The organism is Cohnella kolymensis, from assembly GCF_000829465.1.
Classification (GTDB): Bacteria; Bacillota; Bacilli; order Paenibacillales; family Paenibacillaceae; genus Cohnella; species Cohnella kolymensis.
In genome coordinates this window covers 1-20,631 of sequence record NZ_JXAL01000001.1, presented here as the reverse complement: position 1 = coordinate 20,631, position 20,631 = coordinate 1, and the positions used below count along the sequence as shown (strand labels likewise).

Genomic DNA, 20,631 nt, shown 5'->3' with positions numbered 1-20,631 from the left:
TCTGAGAGGGTGCAGGGGGGGAGGATCTTCTGTGGTGGAGCCGGCTCTGATCAAAGCCGCGCAAGCGGGCGACCGAGAAGCACTCGTTACGCTGCTCCGCGAAATAGAGCATCAGGTTTACCGTACTGCTTATTACTTGTTGAATCATGAGCAGGATGCATTGGATGCCTCGCAGGAAGCGCTTATCCGCGTATATACGAAAATTGGCTCATATGAAGAAAAAGCACAATTTCGAACTTGGGTTCAGCGGATCGTAACGAACATATGTATCGATAAATTTCGGCGTAAACGGCCGTCCGTATCGATTGACGAGCATGAAATGGTATTTGAATCGGGGGACAGTGTTGAGGCCGAGGTTCTTTCGGCATACGCGGCGGAGGAGATCCGCGAAGCGATCGGCAAACTGCCTGAGCATCACCGAACCGTCGTTGTGCTTCGGTATTTACAGGATTTTTCATACAACGAGATTGCCGACTCTCTGAATTTGCCGTTGAATACGGTCAAATCTTATTTGTTCAGAGCAAGGCAGCAATTGCAAGTACTACTCCATGATTATCAGAAAGGTGGTGTCCGGGGATGATGTGCCAAGAGGTGATGGAACTCATGCAGCGTTACATTGACGGCGATTTGGATGAACAGGAAACGTCGCTCATGATGGATCATGTTGGACAATGCCCGGATTGTGCCGCTATGCTGGATAGATTGAAGAGATTGTCAAGCGAGCTCGAGCAGCTGCCGCGAGTCGTGCCGCGCTACAGTCTGGTCGATGCGATTCTGCCTGAATTGGAACGGTTGAATGAACTTGAAATTCGCACAGCTCCTGCTGACGAAATCTTGGAAGCCGCGCCTTTACGGAGCAGGCGTTCGTTGCGGCCCGGCCGCGATTTATTGCGGAGATTGTCCACAGTGGTGGCGCTTGGCGTCGTTGTGGGCTTGCTGATATTCACACAGCCCGATCAGTGGCCGTTCGGATCTAACAGCAGCGGTACCAACGAAGCGGGACCCAGCCTTGACAAACAAAATAATGAGAAATCCGTGATTCAGGAATCCAATACCAATACGCTGAAGGTTGAGCAGCAAGCACCTGCAAGTAAAGGGACTGGAGGAGCGGACGACCAACACGCAGATCGCGCCGATCCGCGGGAATCGGATCCCGGTGAGAAAGCGCCGAACGACGTTAAAATTACCGGTAACGAGACAATGCCAGCGGCCACACCGAGCTTCAATGCTTCAACGAGTGAGCCGCCGGCTAATCCCGACACGCCGGTTTCCAACAGAGGGGATGTCGATCGAAGCGCATCTGCATCCGGCGAAGCGTCTTCGTCCGGGTCGCCCGCGGCCAGTGCTTCTGAAGAAGTGCCGCAGTCGGCAGGCATCATGGCTGAAGACGGCGATCAAGGCAAGATGGCTTTCGGTTCGGGGGCCCCTGATGCGGCCGTGTCCGTCGTATCGCCTGACGGTAAGTGGCGTGCGGTAACTTCAGAAGGTACGGCAACGATACAGATCTACAAATCGGAAGATAACAGCCTGTTATTTGACTCCGCTGCGCGTGAAGGCTCGATCGAGAACTTGACATGGTCGCCTGAAAGCACCTATCTTTATTACAGTTGGATCGATGCGGAAGGCAGCCGGACGGAATTGATGTTTGATATCGAGGGCGTTCAAGAGTCAAATCGCTGACTTCGTTGTCACCCTTTGCGCCTCAGCTGCGTATAGTGTACAGATGGAGTTGGCGTTCGTCTTCGGACGGCGTCACGGTCGTTCGCGCACGGTACCATGGGCCGGCCGGCGAACGTTGATATAGATGTCCGAGGACAAAGGGATCGCGTCTGCCTTAAGGCGTGATCTCTTTGTTGTTTATAAGCCGATGTAGAGCTGGAGGGGCGTATGGAAGCCAAACAAGCGTTTCGCGATATTAAACAAGGAAATATAGCACCGCTCTACATTTGTTACGGTACGGAATCGTATTTAATGAACGAGTTTACAAATCGTCTTGTAGAGACACTGTCGGAGCCGGAGCATCGGGAGATGGCTGTCATCCGTTTCGATACGGGTGAAACGCCTATCGATGTCATCATAGAGGAAGCGGAAACTCTTCCCTTTCTGGTGCCGACGAAGATCATTCTGGTGCGTGACAGCGTGCTGTTCGCATCGGGTAAAGAATCGGCGCGTATAGAGCATAGGCCGGAGCGCTTGCTCTCGTACATGGCACAGCCGTCGGAGACGACCGTGCTGGTGTTCCTGGTTCCACACGAGAAATTGGATGAACGCAAAAAACTGGTCAAAACCGCGAAAGCCAATCACGGTGTGATCACATTTGCTCCGCTTCAGGCCGGGGAGCTGCAGCAATGGCTGTTCAACCGCGCCTCACGGCAAGGAAGAACTTTGGAGCAGCAAGCCGCGGAGGAGCTGCTTCGGCGTGCAGGCACGGATATGAATGCACTGGCTGCGGAAACGGACAAGCTGTGTCTGCATGCGGGCGCGCAAGGTACAATTACAGCGGATGCAGTGGAGTCTTTGGTGCCGATGGCAACCGAGCAGAATGTTTTTCGTCTGACCGAGGAACTGGCGGCTTTGCGGACGGAGCAAGCGATCACATTATATTATGACTTGCTTAAGCAGAGGGAAGAGCCGATCAAGCTGATGGCTCTATTGGTCCGGCAGTTCCGGAATATGCTGCATGTGAAGGAACTGGGCAGCCAGGGCTATTCGCCTCAGCAAATGGCCGGACAGTTAGGACTGCACCCCTACGCGGTAAAAGTGACAGCCGATCAAGCACGTAAATTCAGCCAAGAGCGCCTTGCTGCTTTGCTGTCGGAATTAGCCGATCTCGATTACGCGATGAAAACCGGCCGTGTGGAAAAAACGCTCGGCCTCGAGCTATTCCTGCTTAAAACCGCCTCCGCTGGTGCAAGCTGAGGGACACTTAACTAGAATACAAATCGCCCTCCGCTTTTCTCAAAAGCGGGAGGGCGATTTGTTTATTCAATCTTAACTCTAAATGAGGCCCATTCCGTTCTGAGTGCACCTTGCTCAGTCGAAGGAATATAGGGGGGACTGTATACTTTTATCCAGTATTCACCTTTTCCCTTGATGGCAATTGAGCCGGCAAAGGCCGCCTCCTTGATGGGCACTTTTACGGTGTGGACTTCCGTATACTCATATTTATTATACTGTTGAATGGATATCATCAGGTCGTCAAACCCGTTACGCTGTTGCGATATGTTTCCAGCGATGGGGATGGATCCCCCCGGCGTAATTTTCAAAAAACCGTCGTCCGGTTTGGTGAACGTTACTCCGTATTCTTGGCCTTCTTCGGTTATCTGTATCGATGAGGGCGTTTCACTTGTTCGTATAATTTCAAAACGTTCTTTGGCGAACGCATTCGCAGTAAGCTCGATCGGAGTAATGCCCGGCGTCAATGATAGCTTGAATCGCACACGGTTAAACAGCTTGCCGCCCGTTTCGATGTCCCTTGCGACGATTGATCCGTTATAGCTCGCCCAAGCGCCGGCTCCGAATGGCAGCATGAGATACGGCGTTTTGATATCTTTCTCATACAACACCGTGAAGGAGATCTCGGTATTCGCTGTCGACAGTTTCGGCTGCATCAGTTCGATAGCTTTTTCGCTCCAGCGCCATTTGAGGGTACCCGTTTTCCATTCGGAAGATATGCCGACCCACCGTAAGGCGCTGACCGGAATATAAACTCTGCCGTCAGACAGGAACGGAGCCGGAATCTTTAGAAACTCAGCCGGATTGTCGCCGAAATAAACATAAGGTTTACCCGGACGAAATGTGATATTCGAGTTCGGGATAATAGCTGAATGCATAACAATGGCAGCCCGCCGTTGCTGCACATCCCATTTCACGATGCCCGCGCCGACCCGCTCGATGGTTTTGAGGGAAAAGTATGTACTCCCATTGCGCACGACGATCGGATCCACAGTTATGTTATTGCCGTCCAGAGTACCTGTTTTCGATCCTACCTTAAGCGAAAGCTCATGCCGGTGCAGAACCATTCGTGCAACATCCTGCCCGTCACCCGCTGTGTCACCTTCTGCCGCAAAAGCAGGTACAGCCAACGCGACAACCATCACAATCCCAACAGCTAAAGACGTCCATTTCTTCACATTCGTACACCTCCCTAACCAATAAACGCCCCAACTCCGCACAAAGTTACGTTCCCGAACCGCATTACAGTAAATAATTCCCTTCGTTTCCTCGCTTTAAGGCTGCCGAACCGCCTTACAGCAGACAATTCACTCCGCTTCCTCGCTGTAAGGCTGGCAAACCGCCTTACAGCAGAAAACTCGCTCCGTTTACGCGCTGTAAGACTGCTGAACCGCCTTACAGCAAATAATTCCCTTCGTTTCCTCGCTGTAAGGCTGCCGAACCGCCTTACAGCAGAAAATTCACTCCGAGTAATTAAACCTAACAAAAAAAGCCATCCTATTGGCAGGTAAGCCTGCAACAGGATGGCTTTCTTTGGCCGGGGCATCAACGGGATGCTGCGGCGGCATATATCAGGCACAGGATTAACCTTGTGCGGACAATGCGTTAACTTTTTTGGCCAGACGGGATTTTTTGCGGGCAGCCGCATTCTTGTGAATGAGACCTTTGGTTGCCGCTTTATCCAATTTCTTCTGGGCCGTAACCAACGCTTCTTTAGCAGCGTTGACATCCGTTCCCGTTACAACTGTGTCGGCTTGCTTAACAGCGGTACGAAGAGCGGATTTTTGCGAAGCATTGCGCAGACGGCGTGCTTCGTTGGTTTTTGTACGTTTAATGGCGGATTTGATGTTTGGCATTCTTTTCACCTCCTGCAAAACAGAAGAATTTCTCCACACAACTTGTAACATTCTATCATGCAAGGTGTCAAAACGCAACATGAATTCCACCCTATCCCGCATGCGAAAGGGGCTCGCCATAACGATGGACAACGATTTATCCTTGTATAACGTACGAACCGATCTTGCGCTGGAAGCCAGAGAGCTGGCCGGAGGTCCGCAAATTCCGGGCGTATGGTCGGAAGCTGAAGAGAATGAAGGCATCTCGGTCGACCGGATGCAGATCCAGAATCCTCTGGCGGCACAGCGAATCGGTAAAATGATCGGTAATTACGTCACTTTGGACGTGCCGCTGCTCCGGAAAGGGGATACGGATCTGCAAGACAGAGTAGCCACGACGTTCGCGAGGGAATTTGAAGCGTTCCTGCAGCGGGTCGGCGTGCAGCCGATGGGCAGTGTACTTGTAGTCGGTTTAGGCAACTGGAACGTGACACCCGATGCGCTGGGACCCCTGGTCGTAGAAAACCTCATGGTGACCCGTCACTACTTCGAGTTAATGCCGGGTCAAGTGGCCCCCGGCTACCGACCGGTCAGTGCCGTGGCGCCGGGTGTTATGGGCACAACGGGAATGGAGTCCAGCGACATCGTACAGGGAATCGTACAGCAAGTGCGGCCGGATCTTGTCATTATCATAGACGCATTGGCATCCAGAGACCTGACCCGTGTAAACACCAGCATTCAGATCGCAGACACGGGAATCCATCCCGGTTCGGGCATCGGCAACAAACGCAAAGGACTAACAAGGGAAACACTGGGCGTACCTTGTATCGCAATCGGAGTGCCGACCGTCACCTATGCTTCTAACATTGTGAACAACACGATGGACATGCTCATTGCACATTTGCAAAAGGAAACGCCTAACACCCAGCCATTGTTCGGCGTTTTCGGCGGCATGGGTGAAACCCAGCGGCTTCAGCTCGTCAAGGAAGTGCTTAACCCGCTCGGTCACGACCTGCTGGTGACGCCTAAGGAAGTCGACAAGTTCATGGAGGATATGGCAAACATTATCGCAAGCGGCCTGAACGCTGCTCTTCACGAGGCGGTCGACAGCAGCAACGTTGCCGCATATACACACTAATTATGACGCAGAATGCCGGCTTCCCGGAGCCGGTTTTTTTGCGTTCTTTTCCACAATTGTCTCTCTAGTAACCTCTGATATTTTCTGTTCTATCATTTTTAACTCTCTCATATGATTCATTACCTTAACAAAATGAGAGGGAGACCGGCAATCGGACTCCGGAGAGGATGAATCATGAAACGAATTGTGGTTACGCTGAACTGGCCGCGGCTTCGGGCCAAATGGCGGCGTATTCTCATCACCGGCCGTGCTTATTTCGTCCTCAGCTTTTGTTCCATGATCATGTTCGTTTTGCTGGGGCTCGGAGGGATGCTTCAGAAATCTTTGGCGGTTTCTCCCGTTCAATCCATGAAAGGCTTCACCGCGTCGGTGTCGGGTGAGTTCTTTCACTCGTTGCTCGGGATGGAGCTGCCGCATATGACAACCGATGAGCAAGCGTCCCCGTTACAGGCGGACAGGATCGCATCCTTCGTTGTCCGGTTTCTAACCGACCTGAACCCGGATGACCCGAAAAGTCTGCTCGCCTTGGAAATGCCCAACATGGACCGGGACCGCTCCGTGCTGCTTCACCCGGGATCCGGAGAGCCGGCTGCGCCGGAAGACCATGGACCGCTTGATGAGTCACCTGTTGAAACGGATGAGCCGAATCCGGATGTGCCGGATCCTGACGCGCATGATGTGCCCGGACCCGATTCGGAAAGCCAGGAGGAAGGGGCGCCTGCCGGTCCGCCGGAAGAGCATTCACCTGAGCCCGAGACGTCGCCGTCGCCGGATGGGGCACAAGAGGACACGGGCAGCGGACAAACGACGGAAGGCCGTAAAGTTGTTTTCATTTACCACTCCCATAACCGGGAATCCTTTTTTCCGGAGCTCACGCCGGGCAAGAAGGATCCGAATTCCGACAAGGTCAACATCACGTTGGTCGGCAAACGATTGGCGCAGCAGTTCGAGAAACAAGGTCTCGGCAGCGTGCACTCCCCCAAGGACTATGCGTCGGCGATCAAGGGCTATAATTGGAATTATTCGTACAAATATTCTCTGCAGACCGTCCGGCAAGCGATGTCAAACAACAAGCAGCTGAAATTTTTCTTCGATATTCATCGGGATTCCCAGCATCGCAAGAAAACGACGGCAACGATCGACGGTAAGGATTATGCCCAGGTCTATTTCATTATCGGACACCGGAACCCGAACTGGCGGCAAAATGAGCAATTCGCAAAGAAGATTCACGAGCAATTGGAGAAAGATTATCCCGGTTTATCGCGCGGCGTATGGACGAAAAAAGCGGCCAACGGAAACGGCGAATACAATCAGTCGGTATCCCCGGACAGTCTGCTGCTTGAGATCGGGGGCGTGGACAACACGCTTGCGGAATGTTACCGGACCGCGGATGTACTGGCGAAGGTAATCTCCGAGCAGTATTGGGAAGGGCAAGAGGCGGAAAAAGTGAGCGCTGGAAAATGAAGCGACGGGAGAGGTTATTGTGCGGCGAGATACGTTAAAGCTGCTGATATTTGCAGGGATCGTCGGTTTTGCGGTTTTGTACGGCATGGAGCTGTCATCCAAAGGCATCGCAGATGTCAACGGATCGTGGGACTCCGGCGGCAATCCGCCCGGGCAGCAAGTGCCGGCAGATGAAGAATGGCAATTGCCTGCAAGGGAGAAGCCTATAAGAGAAGAGCCCGCTCCTTCAATTGAACCCGACACCGGCTGGCAACAAGAACTGAACGAAATTCCCCGCAACGACCGGGAGCCGCTCGTTGACCGGGTGTCCGGCAAAACCGCGGAAGTGCTGCACGACCTGTCCCGTAACGGAATTCGCTTTGTTGTCTCTATATTTGACGGCTTGACGGGCTGAGCATGAACAAATGGTTCAAATTCCCTTGACTTTGATTCCGCATACGGAATAAAATAACAGTAATTAGAATAAAAGGGGCATATTTTTTATGTTGGCATTGGTTCTGAACTGATTAATCCTATAAGCTGCGAATAAGCAAGGCATTAGACTGTCCGGTTGAAGTCTTCTATTGCCATGTGCGATTCGCGGAATGGATTTCCAGTGAAGAACCGGTGAAGACCGCCCCTGCTGAAGGTAAACTTCGGGGAGATCCTGCCGTGCTCATCTGGGCACGGCTTTTTTGCGCATATTTCGGGCCATCCGTCCGGGCTGCGCGACTCTTCGCATTTTATCAGGTTGGGCTGCGAGCTTGCGCCGATGGCGCTGTTCGCCGCCTTTTTTTTATTACACAACCCTATGGAGGATGAAATCATTGAGAACACATTCGCTAAACAAACTGGAATATAACAGACTGAAAGCAACACTGCTGAGCTATGCAGTAACTTATCTGGGCAGAGCCGAAATCGAGAAGCTCGAGCCGATGTACGATCAAAAAGTGATAGCCGCGAGACTGGCCGAAACGGCGGAAGCCCGTAACTTGTTATCGAAAGGAGCGAGCCCTCCGCTGCCTTCTCTGGAGGGGATGGAGCCGTTGATGGCGCTGTTGGGCACGGGATACGTGATGACAGAACAAGACTTCGGTCACTTGGCCCAATTCGCCCGCAGCTGCGAGCACCTGAGTCAGTATATGGCTTCCAAACGCGCGGAAGCCCCGTCCGTAGCATCCTATACCGCATCGATGCACAGCCTGAAACCGCTGCGCGAAGAGATCGAGCAATGCATCGACCGAGGTCGCATTGTGGATACGGCAAGCGCAGAGCTGCATAAGGCGCGTAAAAAAATACGTACCGCCGAAGACAGAATCCAAAAAAAGCTGGAAGGAATGTTTTCACGTTACGGAGATATTTTGCAAGAGCGGCTGGTCAGTCAGCGCAATGGGCGATACGTGCTGCCGGTGAAAAAAGAATATCGCAAAAGAATTCCCGGCACCGTTCTGGATGAGTCGGCAAGCGGGCAGACGGTTTTCGTGGAACCCTCAGAACTTGCCGGCCTGCAAATGGAATTGAGCGCGCTGCGAGCCGAGGAAGCCCGGGAGGAAACGCAGATTTTGGCGCTGTTGACCGGAACCGCGGAATCGTATGCTTACGAGCTTAAAATCAATCTCGACACGGTAGGCTATTACGATTTCCTGTTCGCGAAAGCGAAATGGGCGCTAGCGATCGGCGGGGCAGCCGTGGAGTTGAACGACGAACGAATGATCGATCTGCGGGAAGCAAGGCATCCTTTTCTGAACGGCAAGCCGGTCCCGCTGAACGTCCGGTTGGGCGGCGGTTATCAGGCGCTGCTCATAACCGGACCCAATACGGGAGGCAAGACGGTAGCGCTCAAGACCGTGGGTCTGCTCACATTGATGGCGCAGTCCGGATTGCTTGTGCCGGCAGCGGAAGGGAGCCGCCTCGCCGTGTTTAAATCCGTGGAAGTGGATATCGGCGACGATCAAAGCATGGACGCGTCGCTAAGCACCTTTTCGTCTCATCTTCGCAATGTAATTGACATTTTGCAGCACGCGGGTCCTGCCACTTTGGTGCTGTTGGATGAGCTCGCCACCGGAACGGACCCGGGCGAAGGTGTCGGGCTTTCCATCGCCGTGCTGGAAGAGCTGTATCGCCGGGGAACCACTCTGCTGGCGACAACCCATTTTAACGAGATTAAAGAGTATGCCAGGGTAACCGACGGCTTTCAGAATGCGCGGATGGCGTTCGATGAAGAAACGCTGCGCCCGTTGTACCGGCTCGATATGGGAGAAGCGGGTAACAGCTACGCCTTTGTCATCGCCTCTAAACTGGGCATTCCTTCGGTCATCATCGACCGGGCCAAGTCGATTGCGGAGAGCTTAAAAAGTGGTCAGGGCACGGTGACGATTCCCGCCGCACCCCGGGCTGTGCGCCAACCGGCAGCCACGGCCGGAGACAGACCGGCCCAAGCCAAGAAGCAGACGGGACCAGATGATGCGAATAGTACGGTGTGGGAAGTCGGAGATGTCGTTTTCATACCGCATTTGCGTAAATCAGGCGTCGTGTACCGGCTCCCCGACGAACGAGGCAATCTCGTCGTGCAGGTGCAAAAAGAGAAGCTCACCATTAACCATAAGCGTATCCGCCGATACATCGAGCGGAAGCATTTATACCCCGGAACAGACTATGACATGGATATTGTGTTCGAATCCGTAGACGTTCGCAAGAAGCGCAAATTGATGGGCAAACGGCATGTGGAAGGTTTGACGATAGAGAAGCCTCCGGAACAATGAACACGAAGCGGCGCGAAATATGGCGCATTGAAGCCCCGGTCATGCGCTGTTATAATGAAGTGATAGTCATTTGACGCTTTGAACCGGCTGGAGGTACTTATTTTAATGGCAGATACACCTTTCAAACAAAGCCATATCCGCAATTTCTGCATTATTGCGCATATCGACCACGGCAAATCGACGCTGGCCGACCGCATTTTGGAATATACCGGTGCACTTACTTCCCGCGAAATGCAAGATCAAGTATTGGACTCAATGGACCTGGAGCGCGAACGCGGCATTACGATCAAGCTGCAGGCTGTTCGTTTGCTTTACAAAGCGGACGACGGAGAAACTTACATGCTGCACCTGATCGACACTCCGGGACATGTCGACTTCACCTACGAGGTTTCGCGCAGCTTGGCTGCCTGCGAAGGCGCGCTGCTTGTCGTGGATGCGGCTCAGGGCATTGAAGCCCAGACGCTCGCCAATGTTTACTTGGCACTGGATAATAATCTGGAAATCGTTCCGGTAATCAACAAAATCGACCTTCCAAGCGCAGAGCCCGAGCGTGTAAAACAGGAAGTCGAAGACGTGATCGGGCTGGACGCCAGCGACGCAGTTCTGGCTTCCGCCAAGAATGGCATCGGGATCAAAGAAATTCTCGAACAGGTGGTGCGGAAGATTCCGGCACCGCAAGGCGATCGGAATAAACCGCTCAAGGCGCTTATTTTCGACTCTCATTATGATCCTTATAAAGGCGTTATCAGTTATGTACGAGTCATTGACGGCACACTGCGTGCCGGAACCAAGATGAAATTTATGGCGAGCGGCGCCATTTTCGAAGCGGTGGAAGTCGGAACGTTCATGCCTCGTGCCACTGAAGTACAGGAACTCGGCCCCGGCGATGTCGGTTTTGTTGCGGCATCCATCAAGAACGTAAAGGAAGCCCGGGTCGGCGATACGATAACGGAAGTTAACAACCCTGCATCTGAAGCACTGCCGGGTTATCGCCGGATTAATCCGATGGTTTTCTGCGGTCTGTATCCGATCGAATCGACGGATTACAACGACTTGCGGGATGCGCTGGAGAAGCTGGAGCTTAACGATGCATCGCTGCGTTTCGAGCCGGAGTCCTCTCAGGCGCTCGGATTCGGATTCCGCTGCGGTTTCCTCGGCATGCTTCATATGGAGATCATTCAAGAACGCATCGAGCGGGAATTCAACATTCCGCTCATTACGACTGCGCCGAGCGTTATTTACAGGGTGACGTTGACTAACGGGGACACGCTGGAAATTTCAAACCCGGCGGATTACCCGGAAGCCGGAAAGCTGGACTTGGTGGAAGAACCTTACGTTAAGGCCTCGATTATTGTGCCTAACGACTACGTGGGCGCCATCATGGAGCTTTGTCAGGGGAAGCGCGGAGAGTTCATAGACATGCAGTACCTGGATACGAACCGGGTAACTTTGAAATATAACATGCCGCTCGCTGAAATCGTCTATGATTTCTTCGATCAGCTGAAGTCGAGCACGAAAGGTTACGCGTCCTTCGATTACGAGGTGTCCGGTTACCGCCAATCCAATTTGGTGAAAATGGACATTTTGCTCAATGCCGAGAAGGTCGATGCGTTGTCGTTCATCGTTCACCGCGACCGGGCTTACCAGCGGGGACGTGTCATTTGCGAAAAGCTGAAAGAGCTGATCCCGCGCCAAATGTTCGAGGTTCCCATTCAGGCTGCGATCGGACAGAAGATCGTCTCCCGCGAATCCATCAAGGCCATGCGCAAGAACGTACTCGCCAAATGTTACGGCGGCGATATTTCCCGTAAACGCAAGCTGCTCGAAAAGCAAAAAGAAGGTAAGAAACGGATGAAGCAGGTCGGCAACGTCGAGGTGCCGCAAGAGGCGTTCATGGCCGTGTTGAAAATCGACAACGACTAAGCAATAGCGGGCTCGCAGCCCGTTATTCGTTTTCATGGGCGATAAAATGAGGTGACACGAAAGGTGCAACAACCCGTAAAAATTCAAGACTCTAACGCCGTAACGAAGCACCCTGTCCACCAATGGCCCCCGCGGGCGCTGTATATACACATTCCTTTTTGCACGAACAAGTGCTTTTACTGTGATTTTAACTCCTATGTGGCTGCAGGACAGCCCATCGACGCTTACCTGGACGCTTTGGAAAATGAAATGAAACTGACGGTAAAAGAGCTGCCTCCAACCAGCATCGATACCGTATTCGTCGGCGGGGGCACGCCAACAGTGCTGACCCCTCCGCAGATGAGCCGGTTCCTGGCAGCCGTTAGACGTTATTTTCCGCTGGCCGATCATGTTGAATTTACAATGGAAGCAAACCCCGGAACGACAGATATGGCAAAGCTGCAAGCGATGCGCGAGGGCGGGGTGAACCGGATCAGCTTCGGAGCCCAATCTTTCGATGACGGGCTGCTCGCCGGTATCGGACGGATTCATGCAGCGCAGGACGTTGTACAAAGCATCGAGAACGCGAAGGCGGCGGGTTTCACCAACCTGTCGATCGATCTCATGTTCGGACTGCCGAATCAAACTTTGCAGCAGTTAACGGACAGCGTCGAGAAGGCGTTGCAGCTCGATCTGCCGCATTACTCCTTGTACAGCTTGAAAGTGGAGGAGAACACGCTGTTCCACCGCTTGTATGAACGCGGAGAACTGCCGCTTCCCGAGGAAGATGTGGAGCTGGCGATGTATCAGCATCTGATGGAACGCCTGGGCGAAGCCGGTTACCGGCATTATGAGATCAGCAACTTCGCAAGGTCCGGCTGTGAAAGCCGGCACAATACGACATATTGGCGAAATGAGCTTACTACGGGCTCGGGGCTGGTGCGCACGGTTACGCGAAAGGCGAACGCCATGTCAATATCAAAGGCGTGCAGTCTTATATCGACATGGCGCTCAAAGCTTTACCGCGTTTGGAAACGAATCAGGTCAGCGCCGAGGAAGCGATGGAAGATTTCATGATGGTCGGCTTACGGTTGCAGGATGGCGTCAAACAAGCGGACTTCAGCCGCCAGTTCGGCGGCGCGAGCCTGGAACAGGTATTCGGTCCGACGCTGACCCGGCTCATGGCGCAGGGTTTGCTGGAACGAATCGAACAACCTGCCGGCTACCGTTTAACGCCTAAAGGCGTATTGCTCGGCAATGAAGTTTTCGGAGCCTTTGTATAAACGCAGCATGACAGAAGTTAACGCACTTTCATTTTCTCGTTAAACTTATCGGATCCGCCTTTGGGGATGCTCAGCGTCTGCCATTCGGCGGATTTGTTTGCTTTTGCTGCGTACACAATTTGTCCGGCATGATAGCTGTAATGGGAAATTTGCCGATCGATCGCTTGCAGCACGGTATGCGCCTTCCCGCGTATCGTCACGGTGCGCAGAAGATCCTCAGGCTGAAGTCCGTTCAAAGCCTCGAATACAACCGCCCAGCCTTTTTCCCAGAGCGCTTTAAGAGTGTCCGTGTCGGCAATATCGTCGACAAATTCTTCGTCCCGGTTCCGGTCCGTTTTTTCGCCGTCCGAAGTCAGAAAATCGGTCCAGCGGGAAATCATGTTTCCGGCCATATGCTTCACGATAACGGCAATACTGTTGCTCTCCGGCTCCGGCGTCCAGAACATCCCGCTCGCGTCCAATTGCGCCATGGCACGATCCCCGAGCGATTTAACACCGTTGAACTCGGCGATTGCCGTCTCCAACACATGCTTGGCCAGTGTGTGCTCTGCATTCATTGACAACAGCTCCTCCCAAAATTTGTTGGCGAATATACCCATATTACAACAAAGGAATAGGATATTCAGTGCGGATTTTTTTATCGAACCGATAAATAAACCCAATCATTGGCATATTTACTATTGAGAATTCATTCGCTTTGTTGTATATTTATTCATAACATTCGTGGAGAGAGAGCAGGGATTTAACATGATTTCCGTAACGATCGTCTGTCGCCAAGCGCACACTGCAGATGTAGAAGCGCTTTATGAACTTATACAAGGCTATGCGGCCAAAGGCATCATGCTGCCCCGTTCCCGCGAAGCTTTGACCCGGGGTATCGATTCCTTCGTGGTCGCAGAGGACGGCGGGAAACTGATCGGCTGCGGCTCGCTCTGCCGTCTAGGCAATGATCTGGTAGAAATTCGTTCGCTCGGAATTGCCGAAGGATATAAAGGCCAGCGAATCGGCAGCAGGCTCGTAGAGGCGCTCATTCAAGAAGCTCGAACGCAGGGCATTCCCAAGGTCATGGCGCTCACCTACGAGGTATCCTTTTTTCAGAAAAACGGGTTTGAAATTGTCGATAAAGAGATTTTTCCAGAAAAAGTCTGGACGGATTGCGTGAACTGCCCGAAGCAGCAATGCTGTGACGAAATTGCGGTACTGAGAAAGATCGGTTAACAAGAAACAGGGGAGCTTTTGACTACCCCGATAATCGAATAGGACTTGCCGAACCAAGCCGGAACGACCTTGACAGGGGACGTGAGGGTTTGGTATTTTTGTATTAGCCATTAGCACTCATTCCAATTGAGTGCTAATGATGAATAGCGGCAAATTCTAAGGAGGAATCTCGGATGTTGAGTGAGCGCCAACGCATGATTTTGAGTGCAATTGTCGACGATTATATTCGCTCTGCCGAACCGGTCGGTTCGCGAAGCATTTCGAAGCGCGGTGACGTGACATTCAGCCCGGCGACCATTCGCAACGAGATGGCTGATCTGGAGGAAATGGGATTGCTTGAGCAGCCCCACACCTCGGCCGGACGCATTCCTTCTATTAAAGGTTATCGCTATTACGTCGACAATCTGGTTACGCTGGACGGGGTCCACGATCAGGACGTGCGGAAAATCCGTACTTTTTTTGCGGAGAAAATGAACCATTGGGAAGGCGTCATCGGCCACGCGTCGACGATTCTGTCTCAGCTGACCAATTATACGTCAATCGTCCTCGGCCCGGAGATGTTCAGCACGACGCTGAAGCATTTTCAGCTTGTTCCGATTAACGACGCTTCGGCGGTCGCGATTATCGTAACGAACACCGGTCACGTCGAGCACCGTACCATTGCGGTTCCGGACGGAATCTCGATGGATGACATGAACAAGGTCGTCAACTTATTGAATGATAAGCTCGCAGGTGTGCCTTTTTATCGGATCAAATCGGTGCTGCACAGTGAAGTTGCCAATGAGTTGAGCCGGTACGTAGACCACTGCGAAGACATCCTCTCCATTCTGGAGAACACCATTACAGAGGAGCAGGAGCCGAAAGTATTTTTAAGCGGCGCCTCCAATATGCTCACTCAGCCGGAATTCAAGGACGTCGACAAAGCCAAGAATATCCTCGGAATATTGGAGGAGACCCAGATCTTGATGCGGCTGTTCGAGTCCACACCTGAAGGCATTCAAGTCAAGATCGGAACCGAGAACACGTTAGCCGCCATTAATCAATGCAGCTTGATCACCGCTACGTATACGATTGACGGACAATCGCTCGGCACGATCGGCATTCTCGGCCCGACCCGCATGGAGTACCGCAAGGTGATCAGCTTATTGGACTATTTATCCAAGGATATCGCACTGCTGATGTCCCGTTGGTATAAGTGACATGCTGCACAGCCCCCTTTTACGGGCGGCAAGGTAAGGAGGTGAACCCTGCATGAGTACGAATGACACGAAGGAGCCTGAACCTATGTCCGAACATCAAGAGGACTCTTTAGAGGAAAACATGTTGTCCGACAACGATTCTTCCCCTGCTGAAGCAGAAAATAACGTTGATACGGGCGGCGGGGAAGTTGACCGGATCGCGGAACTTCAGCGTGAAGCGGAGGAGAATCATAACCGTTATTTGCGCGCGCAAGCCGATTTCGATAATTTCCGCCGTCGTACGATGAAGGAAAAAGAAGAATTGGCGCAATACGCGTCTTTGAAGCTGGTCGGTCAGCTGCTGCCCGTGCTGGACAATTTCCAGCGCGCTCTTCACACGGGTGAGGGAGCCGACAGCGCTTCTTTTACGAAAGGTATCGAAATGATCTATCGCCAGCTTTCCCAAGTGCTTGAGGATGAGGGATTGAAACCGATGGAACCGGTCGGTCAGCCTTTCGACCCTGAACTGCATCAGGCGATTATGCAAGTTGAAACCGACGAATACGAAGAAGGCATCGTTGTAGAAGTGGTTCAGCCCGGCTACCGTATGAAGGATAAAATAATCCGTCCGGCGATGGTCAAAGTCAGCGGTTGATGCTGCGCATAAACAACGAATTTAGAATAGCAGTATATGGAGGAGGAACATACAGTTATGAGTAAAGTAATCGGTATTGACCTTGGGACCACGAACTCATGCGTGGCGGTCATGGAAGGCGGCGAAGCCGTCGTAATCCCTAACCCGGAGGGCAACCGTACGACCCCGTCCGTGGTAGGTTTCAAGAAAGACGGCGAGCGTGTCGTTGGTGAAACCGCTAAGCGCCAGGCGATCACGAATCCGGATCGCACCGTTATTTCCATTAAGCGTCACATGGGCTCCAACCACAAGGAATCTATTGACGGCAAAGAGTTTTCCCCGCAAGAAATTTCAGCGATCATCCTGCAGAAGCTTAAAGCGGATGCCGAAGCATACTTAGGCCAGCCGGTGACCCAAGCGGTCATCACCGTTCCTGCCTATTTTAACGACAGTCAGCGTCAAGCCACCAAAGATGCCGGCAGCATTGCAGGCCTTGAAGTCCTTCGGATCGTCAACGAACCCACCGCAGCGGCTCTGGCCTATGGTTTGGAGAAATCCGAAGACCAGACGATTCTCGTATTCGACTTGGGCGGCGGTACGTTCGACGTTAGTATTCTCGAGCTTGGCGACGGATTTTTCGAAGTTAAAGCGACCAGCGGGGACAATCACCTGGGCGGCGACGACTTTGACCAAGTCATCATGGAATGGATGTCGGCTGAATTCAAAAAAGAACACGGCATCGACCTGCTCAAAGATAAAGCGGCTGTTCAACGTTTGAAGGATGCTGCCGAAAAAGCGAAAAAAGAGTTGTCCGGCGTAATGTCGACGACCATTTCCCTGCCGTTCATTACGGTAGTTGACGGAGTTCCGCAGCACTTGGAGCTGAACTTGACCCGCGCTAAATTCGACGAGCTCACCGCAAGTCTGGTAGAGCGCACGATGGGCCCTACACGCCAAGCGTTGTCCGATGCAGGCATGACCCCTGCCGATATCAACAAAATCGTATTGGTCGGCGGATCGACCCGCATTCCGGCCGTACAGGAAGCCATCAAAAAACTGACGGGCAAAGAGCCTCACAAAGGCGTAAACCCCGATGAAGTCGTGGCTTTGGGAGCTGCGGTTCAGGCAGGCGTTCTTACCGGAGATGTCAAAGACGTTGTTCTGCTTGACGTAACGCCTTTGTCCCTTGGTATTGAAACTGCAGGCGGCGTTCTGACGAAAATGATCGACCGCAACACAACGATCCCTACCAGCAAATCTCAAGTGTTCTCGACATACGCTGACAACCAGACGCAGGTGGAGATCCATGTCCAGCAAGGTGAACGCGCAATGGCGAAAGACAACAAAACGCTCGGACGTTTTATTCTGAGCGATATTCCGCCGGCACCGCGAGGCATTCCGCAAATCGAAGTAACCTTCGATATCGATGCCAACGGTATCGTTAACGTATCCGCTCTGGACAAAGGAACGGGTAAAAGCCAGAAAATCACCATCACCTCTTCCAGCGGACTTACTCCTGAAGAGATTGAGCGCATGCAGAAGGAAGCCGAGCTTCATGCGGAAGAAGACAAACAGCGCCGCGATCTCGTAGAAGCGAAGAACAGCGCCGACCAGCTGGTCTACACCGTTGAGAAAACGATCAAAGACCTGGGCGACAAAGTCGACGCAGGCGAGATCGACAAAGCGAATGCAGCCAAAGAAAAAGTGAAAACCGCGTTGGAAAGCGACAACCTGGAACAGATCAAATCGGCAACCGACGAACTGACCGAGATCGTTCAGCAGCTGTCCGTGAAGCTCTATGAGCAAGCAGCGCAGCAAGGCCAAGCAGGCGGCGACGCCCAAGGCGCAGACGCAGGCGCAGGCGCCAAAAAAGACAACGTAGTCGACGCCGACTACGAAGTCGTAGACGAAGACAAAAAATAAACCAATCAAGTTTTTCCTTTGTATAAAAAACCGAAAGTCAAAGTTGTTCCCGCTCTTGATGTTGTTGGGATCTGCAGTGTCAGCCGGATCGGCTGGGACAAAGGGATATATCTCCTGGAGGAGTGACAACGACCGCCTTTTTGAGACGCTTCGCCACCTTTGTATAATCGTTCAGGCGAAGCGTCGAAAACAGCGGCCGGAAGGAGATATATCCCGACGTCCCGTATAGCGATCCGACCATGAACTTGATCCTAATAACACCAACCGGAGACACTTTGACTTTCCTCATGAGGAGGTGGAGGAGTGGCCGACAAGAGAGATTATTACGACGTGCTTGGACTAGAGCGGAACGCCTCCGCGGACGATATCAAAAAAGCGTACCGCAAGCTGGCGCGCCAATATCATCCGGACGTCAACAAGGCCTCCGATGCGGAAAGCAAGTTCAAGGAAGTCAAAGAAGCTTACGATATACTGAGCGATGACCAACAGCGTGCGCGGTACGACCAATTCGGCCACCAGGATCCTTCTGCCGGCTTCGGCGGCGGCGGCGCGGATTTCGGCGGCGGCTTCGGCGACATATTCGATATGTTCTTCGGAGGCGGCGGCGGCCGGCGCGACCCGAATGCGCCGCAGCGCGGTAACGACCTGCAGTACACGATGACGATCGATTTCAAGGAAGCGGTGTTCGGCAAAGAAACCGACATCACAATTCCTCGCACCGAGACGTGCGACAATTGCCACGGCAGCGGCGCGAAGCCGGGGACGAAGCCGGAAACCTGCTCCGTCTGCCGTGGCTCCGGCCAGCAGGAAGTGGCGCAGAATACGCCATTCGGACGCATCGTCAATCGGCGCGCCTGCTCCGCCTGCGGCGGACGCGGCACAATCATTCGCGAACGCTGCGGCACTTGCGCGGGCAACGGCCAAGTCAAACGCCAACGCAAAATTCACGTCAAAATTCCGGCCGGTGTTGACGAAGGCTCTCAGCTTCGGATCAGCGGCGAGGGAGAAGGCGGCGTTCGCGGCGGTCCTCCTGGAGATTTATATATCGTTCTGCGAGTGAAATCTCACGAGTTTTTCGAGCGTGACGGCGACGATATCTATTGCGAAGTTCCGCTTACATTCAGCCAGGCCGCGTTGGGTGATGAAATTGAAATTCCGACCCTGACTGAGAAAGTAAAGCTCAAAATCCCGCCCGGCACCCAAACCGGCACTTACTTCCGTTTGAAGGGCAAAGGTGTGCCGAGACTTCGCGGATACGGCCAAGGGGATCAGCAAGTGAAAGTTACGATAATCACTCCTACGCAGCTGAGCGATGAGCAGAAAGAATTGCTTCGCGATTTTGCAGCTAAAAGCGGACAGTCGACCCATGAACAGCAGCACACCATCTTTGAACGGATGAAGCGTGCGATTTTAGGGGATTGACTTATAGTCTCTCAATGTAATGCCGCCAGGGCTAAACCTGGCGGTTTTTTTGTATGAGCGTTACCTGCTAAGCGCAATATAGGTGCATCATCCTGCCAGCCGACAAGGCTGTAAGTCAGAAGGAGGGTACCTGAATGCCAGATCAACAATCACCATCTGAAACCGGCCGTCTTTCTCCTGATTTTCAAAGGAGATTGCCCATTGCGAGAGAAGAGGACGTGGAATACTCGGAAGAGCTTGCCGGTCCTGATGATAAAGAAGCGCAAGAACGCGCGCGTCAAGCGGATCGCCGGGCGCAGTCATACGAAGGAGAGTGATCCGTGTGGACATGCAGTTTCTCCGCGCGAGCTTCGAAACGCAAGAGGCGGCCGAATCCGCCGTGCGCAAATTGTCTTCGCTTCGAAGCGACGGTATACGGCTTGAACGGCTTAGCTCTAACGCGCTTGCAGACCAAGACACCGACGCTTTAACGGCAACCGTCATGTCTGGAAATGACATTCAGATGTACAGCGGAGCGATGGCGGCCGCAGATGTTCCTTCCCAAGAATGGCGTGTATCTCGCGGCGGCGAACAGGCCGCCGGCAGCGCTCCGTTCGCGCTCTCGGTCAATGTGCCCGGCTCCGTTGCGGAGCAGGCGCGCAACGTCATCCAGGCCGCAGGCGGGCAGATGAGCTGACCGTTTCATTCAAGACGCACCGCCGGCAGGCGATGCGTCTTTTTCACGTCTTCTACCGTCCGGTGCCGAGTAAACCTCCCATTTTTTCGCCACCTGAGTGAAATTACATATATCCCCCTGAACAACGATATCCCCATTTTCCGCCACCTGAGTGAAGTACATATATCCCCTTGAACAACGATATCCCCATTTTCCGCCACCTGAGTAAAGTACATATATCCGACAAGTGTTAAACGAACAAGGAAGCAAACGGCAAGACAGC

Annotated in this window: 19 protein-coding genes and 1 pseudogene; 16 read left to right on the top strand and 4 right to left on the bottom strand. The window is 52.9% G+C overall.

The features are described 5' to 3' along the window. Nucleotides 1-31: 31 nt before the first annotated feature. From SD71_RS00095 to holA, 3 genes are all read left to right on the top strand, one after another. Nucleotides 32-580 (top strand): RNA polymerase sigma factor, encoded by a 549-nt coding sequence (locus SD71_RS00095; protein WP_041058185.1) that lies wholly within the window; start codon nucleotides 32-34, stop codon nucleotides 578-580. Then, nucleotides 577-1,680, top strand: a complete 1,104-nt coding sequence (locus SD71_RS00090; protein WP_041058182.1) for an anti-sigma factor family protein — start codon at nucleotides 577-579, stop codon at nucleotides 1,678-1,680. The genes SD71_RS00095 and SD71_RS00090 overlap by 4 nt, the downstream gene beginning before the upstream one ends. A gap of 207 nt (nucleotides 1,681-1,887) precedes the next feature. Next, a complete protein-coding gene (gene holA, locus SD71_RS00085) occupies nucleotides 1,888-2,919 on the top strand; it encodes a DNA polymerase III subunit delta (protein WP_041058179.1) in 1,032 nt (343 codons plus the stop codon). Nucleotides 2,920-2,981: 62 nt separating this feature from the next. On the opposite strand, the gene SD71_RS00080 is transcribed toward holA, so the two are convergent. Then, complete coding sequence (locus SD71_RS00080; RefSeq protein ID WP_041058176.1) at nucleotides 2,982-4,133, bottom strand: stalk domain-containing protein; 1,152 nt, start codon at nucleotides 4,131-4,133, stop codon at nucleotides 2,982-2,984. Between the two features lie 405 nt (nucleotides 4,134-4,538). Beyond that, nucleotides 4,539-4,811: a 30S ribosomal protein S20 gene (rpsT, locus tag SD71_RS00075; RefSeq protein ID WP_041058173.1), complete on the bottom strand. Its 273-nt coding sequence runs from the start codon at nucleotides 4,809-4,811 to the stop codon at nucleotides 4,539-4,541. 124 nt (nucleotides 4,812-4,935) lie between these two features. On the opposite strand from rpsT, the gene gpr reads away from it, so the two are divergent. The 6 genes and pseudogenes from gpr to hemW all read left to right on the top strand — a co-directional run bounded on the left by gpr (nucleotide 4,936) and on the right by hemW (nucleotide 13,318). Beyond that, nucleotides 4,936-5,928, top strand: coding sequence for a GPR endopeptidase (gene gpr / locus SD71_RS00070; protein ID WP_041058170.1), 993 nt, complete (start codon nucleotides 4,936-4,938; stop codon nucleotides 5,926-5,928). Between the two features lie 174 nt (nucleotides 5,929-6,102). Next, complete coding sequence (gene spoIIP, locus SD71_RS00065; protein WP_041058167.1) at nucleotides 6,103-7,392, top strand: stage II sporulation protein P; 1,290 nt, start codon at nucleotides 6,103-6,105, stop codon at nucleotides 7,390-7,392. A gap of 19 nt (nucleotides 7,393-7,411) precedes the next feature. Continuing rightward, the gene (locus SD71_RS00060) at nucleotides 7,412-7,786 is read left to right on the top strand and encodes a hypothetical protein (protein WP_041058164.1); all 375 of its coding nucleotides are present in this window, start codon (nucleotides 7,412-7,414) and stop codon (nucleotides 7,784-7,786) included. Between the two features lie 412 nt (nucleotides 7,787-8,198). Continuing rightward, nucleotides 8,199-10,133: an endonuclease MutS2 gene (locus SD71_RS00055; RefSeq protein ID WP_200889526.1), complete on the top strand. Its 1,935-nt coding sequence runs from the start codon at nucleotides 8,199-8,201 to the stop codon at nucleotides 10,131-10,133. Nucleotides 10,134-10,238: 105 nt separating this feature from the next. Beyond that, nucleotides 10,239-12,056, top strand: coding sequence for a translation elongation factor 4 (gene lepA / locus SD71_RS00050; RefSeq protein WP_041058157.1), 1,818 nt, complete (start codon nucleotides 10,239-10,241; stop codon nucleotides 12,054-12,056). An 81-nt stretch (nucleotides 12,057-12,137) separates the two neighbouring features. Further along, nucleotides 12,138-13,318: pseudogene (gene hemW / locus SD71_RS00045) on the top strand (radical SAM family heme chaperone HemW). A gap of 17 nt (nucleotides 13,319-13,335) precedes the next feature. On the opposite strand, the gene SD71_RS00040 reads toward hemW, so the two are convergent. After that, nucleotides 13,336-13,875, bottom strand: a complete 540-nt coding sequence (locus SD71_RS00040) for a DUF1572 family protein (protein ID WP_041058154.1) — start codon at nucleotides 13,873-13,875, stop codon at nucleotides 13,336-13,338. Nucleotides 13,876-14,065: 190 nt separating this feature from the next. Here SD71_RS00040 and SD71_RS00035 point away from each other — a divergent pair, with 190 nt between their 5' ends. The 7 genes from SD71_RS00035 to SD71_RS00005 all read left to right on the top strand — a co-directional run bounded on the left by SD71_RS00035 (nucleotide 14,066) and on the right by SD71_RS00005 (nucleotide 20,369). Further along, a complete protein-coding gene (locus SD71_RS00035) occupies nucleotides 14,066-14,536 on the top strand; it encodes an N-acetyltransferase (RefSeq protein ID WP_200889525.1) in 471 nt (156 codons plus the stop codon). 173 nt (nucleotides 14,537-14,709) lie between these two features. Continuing rightward, nucleotides 14,710-15,735: a heat-inducible transcriptional repressor HrcA gene (gene hrcA, locus SD71_RS00030; RefSeq protein WP_041058152.1), complete on the top strand. Its 1,026-nt coding sequence runs from the start codon at nucleotides 14,710-14,712 to the stop codon at nucleotides 15,733-15,735. A gap of 52 nt (nucleotides 15,736-15,787) precedes the next feature. Beyond that, a complete protein-coding gene (grpE, locus tag SD71_RS00025; RefSeq protein WP_235426929.1) occupies nucleotides 15,788-16,369 on the top strand; it encodes a nucleotide exchange factor GrpE in 582 nt (193 codons plus the stop codon). A 57-nt stretch (nucleotides 16,370-16,426) separates the two neighbouring features. After that, nucleotides 16,427-18,271, top strand: a complete 1,845-nt coding sequence (gene dnaK / locus SD71_RS00020; RefSeq protein ID WP_041058149.1) for a molecular chaperone DnaK — start codon at nucleotides 16,427-16,429, stop codon at nucleotides 18,269-18,271. 303 nt (nucleotides 18,272-18,574) lie between these two features. Then, nucleotides 18,575-19,693 carry a molecular chaperone DnaJ gene (dnaJ, locus tag SD71_RS00015; RefSeq protein WP_041058146.1) on the top strand — a complete coding sequence of 373 codons (1,119 nt, stop codon included), beginning with the start codon at nucleotides 18,575-18,577 and terminating at the stop codon, nucleotides 19,691-19,693. 134 nt (nucleotides 19,694-19,827) lie between these two features. After that, entirely contained in the window at nucleotides 19,828-20,010 is a 183-nt protein-coding gene (locus tag SD71_RS00010) for a YfhD family protein (RefSeq protein WP_041058143.1), read from the top strand. A 5-nt stretch (nucleotides 20,011-20,015) separates the two neighbouring features. Beyond that, nucleotides 20,016-20,369 (top strand): hypothetical protein, encoded by a 354-nt coding sequence (locus tag SD71_RS00005; RefSeq protein WP_041058140.1) that lies wholly within the window; start codon nucleotides 20,016-20,018, stop codon nucleotides 20,367-20,369. Nucleotides 20,370-20,378: 9 nt separating this feature from the next. Here SD71_RS00005 and SD71_RS24495 read toward each other — a convergent pair. Further along, nucleotides 20,379-20,631 (bottom strand): hypothetical protein (locus SD71_RS24495; RefSeq protein WP_235426928.1); only part of this gene is annotated, 253 nt, incomplete at its 5' end.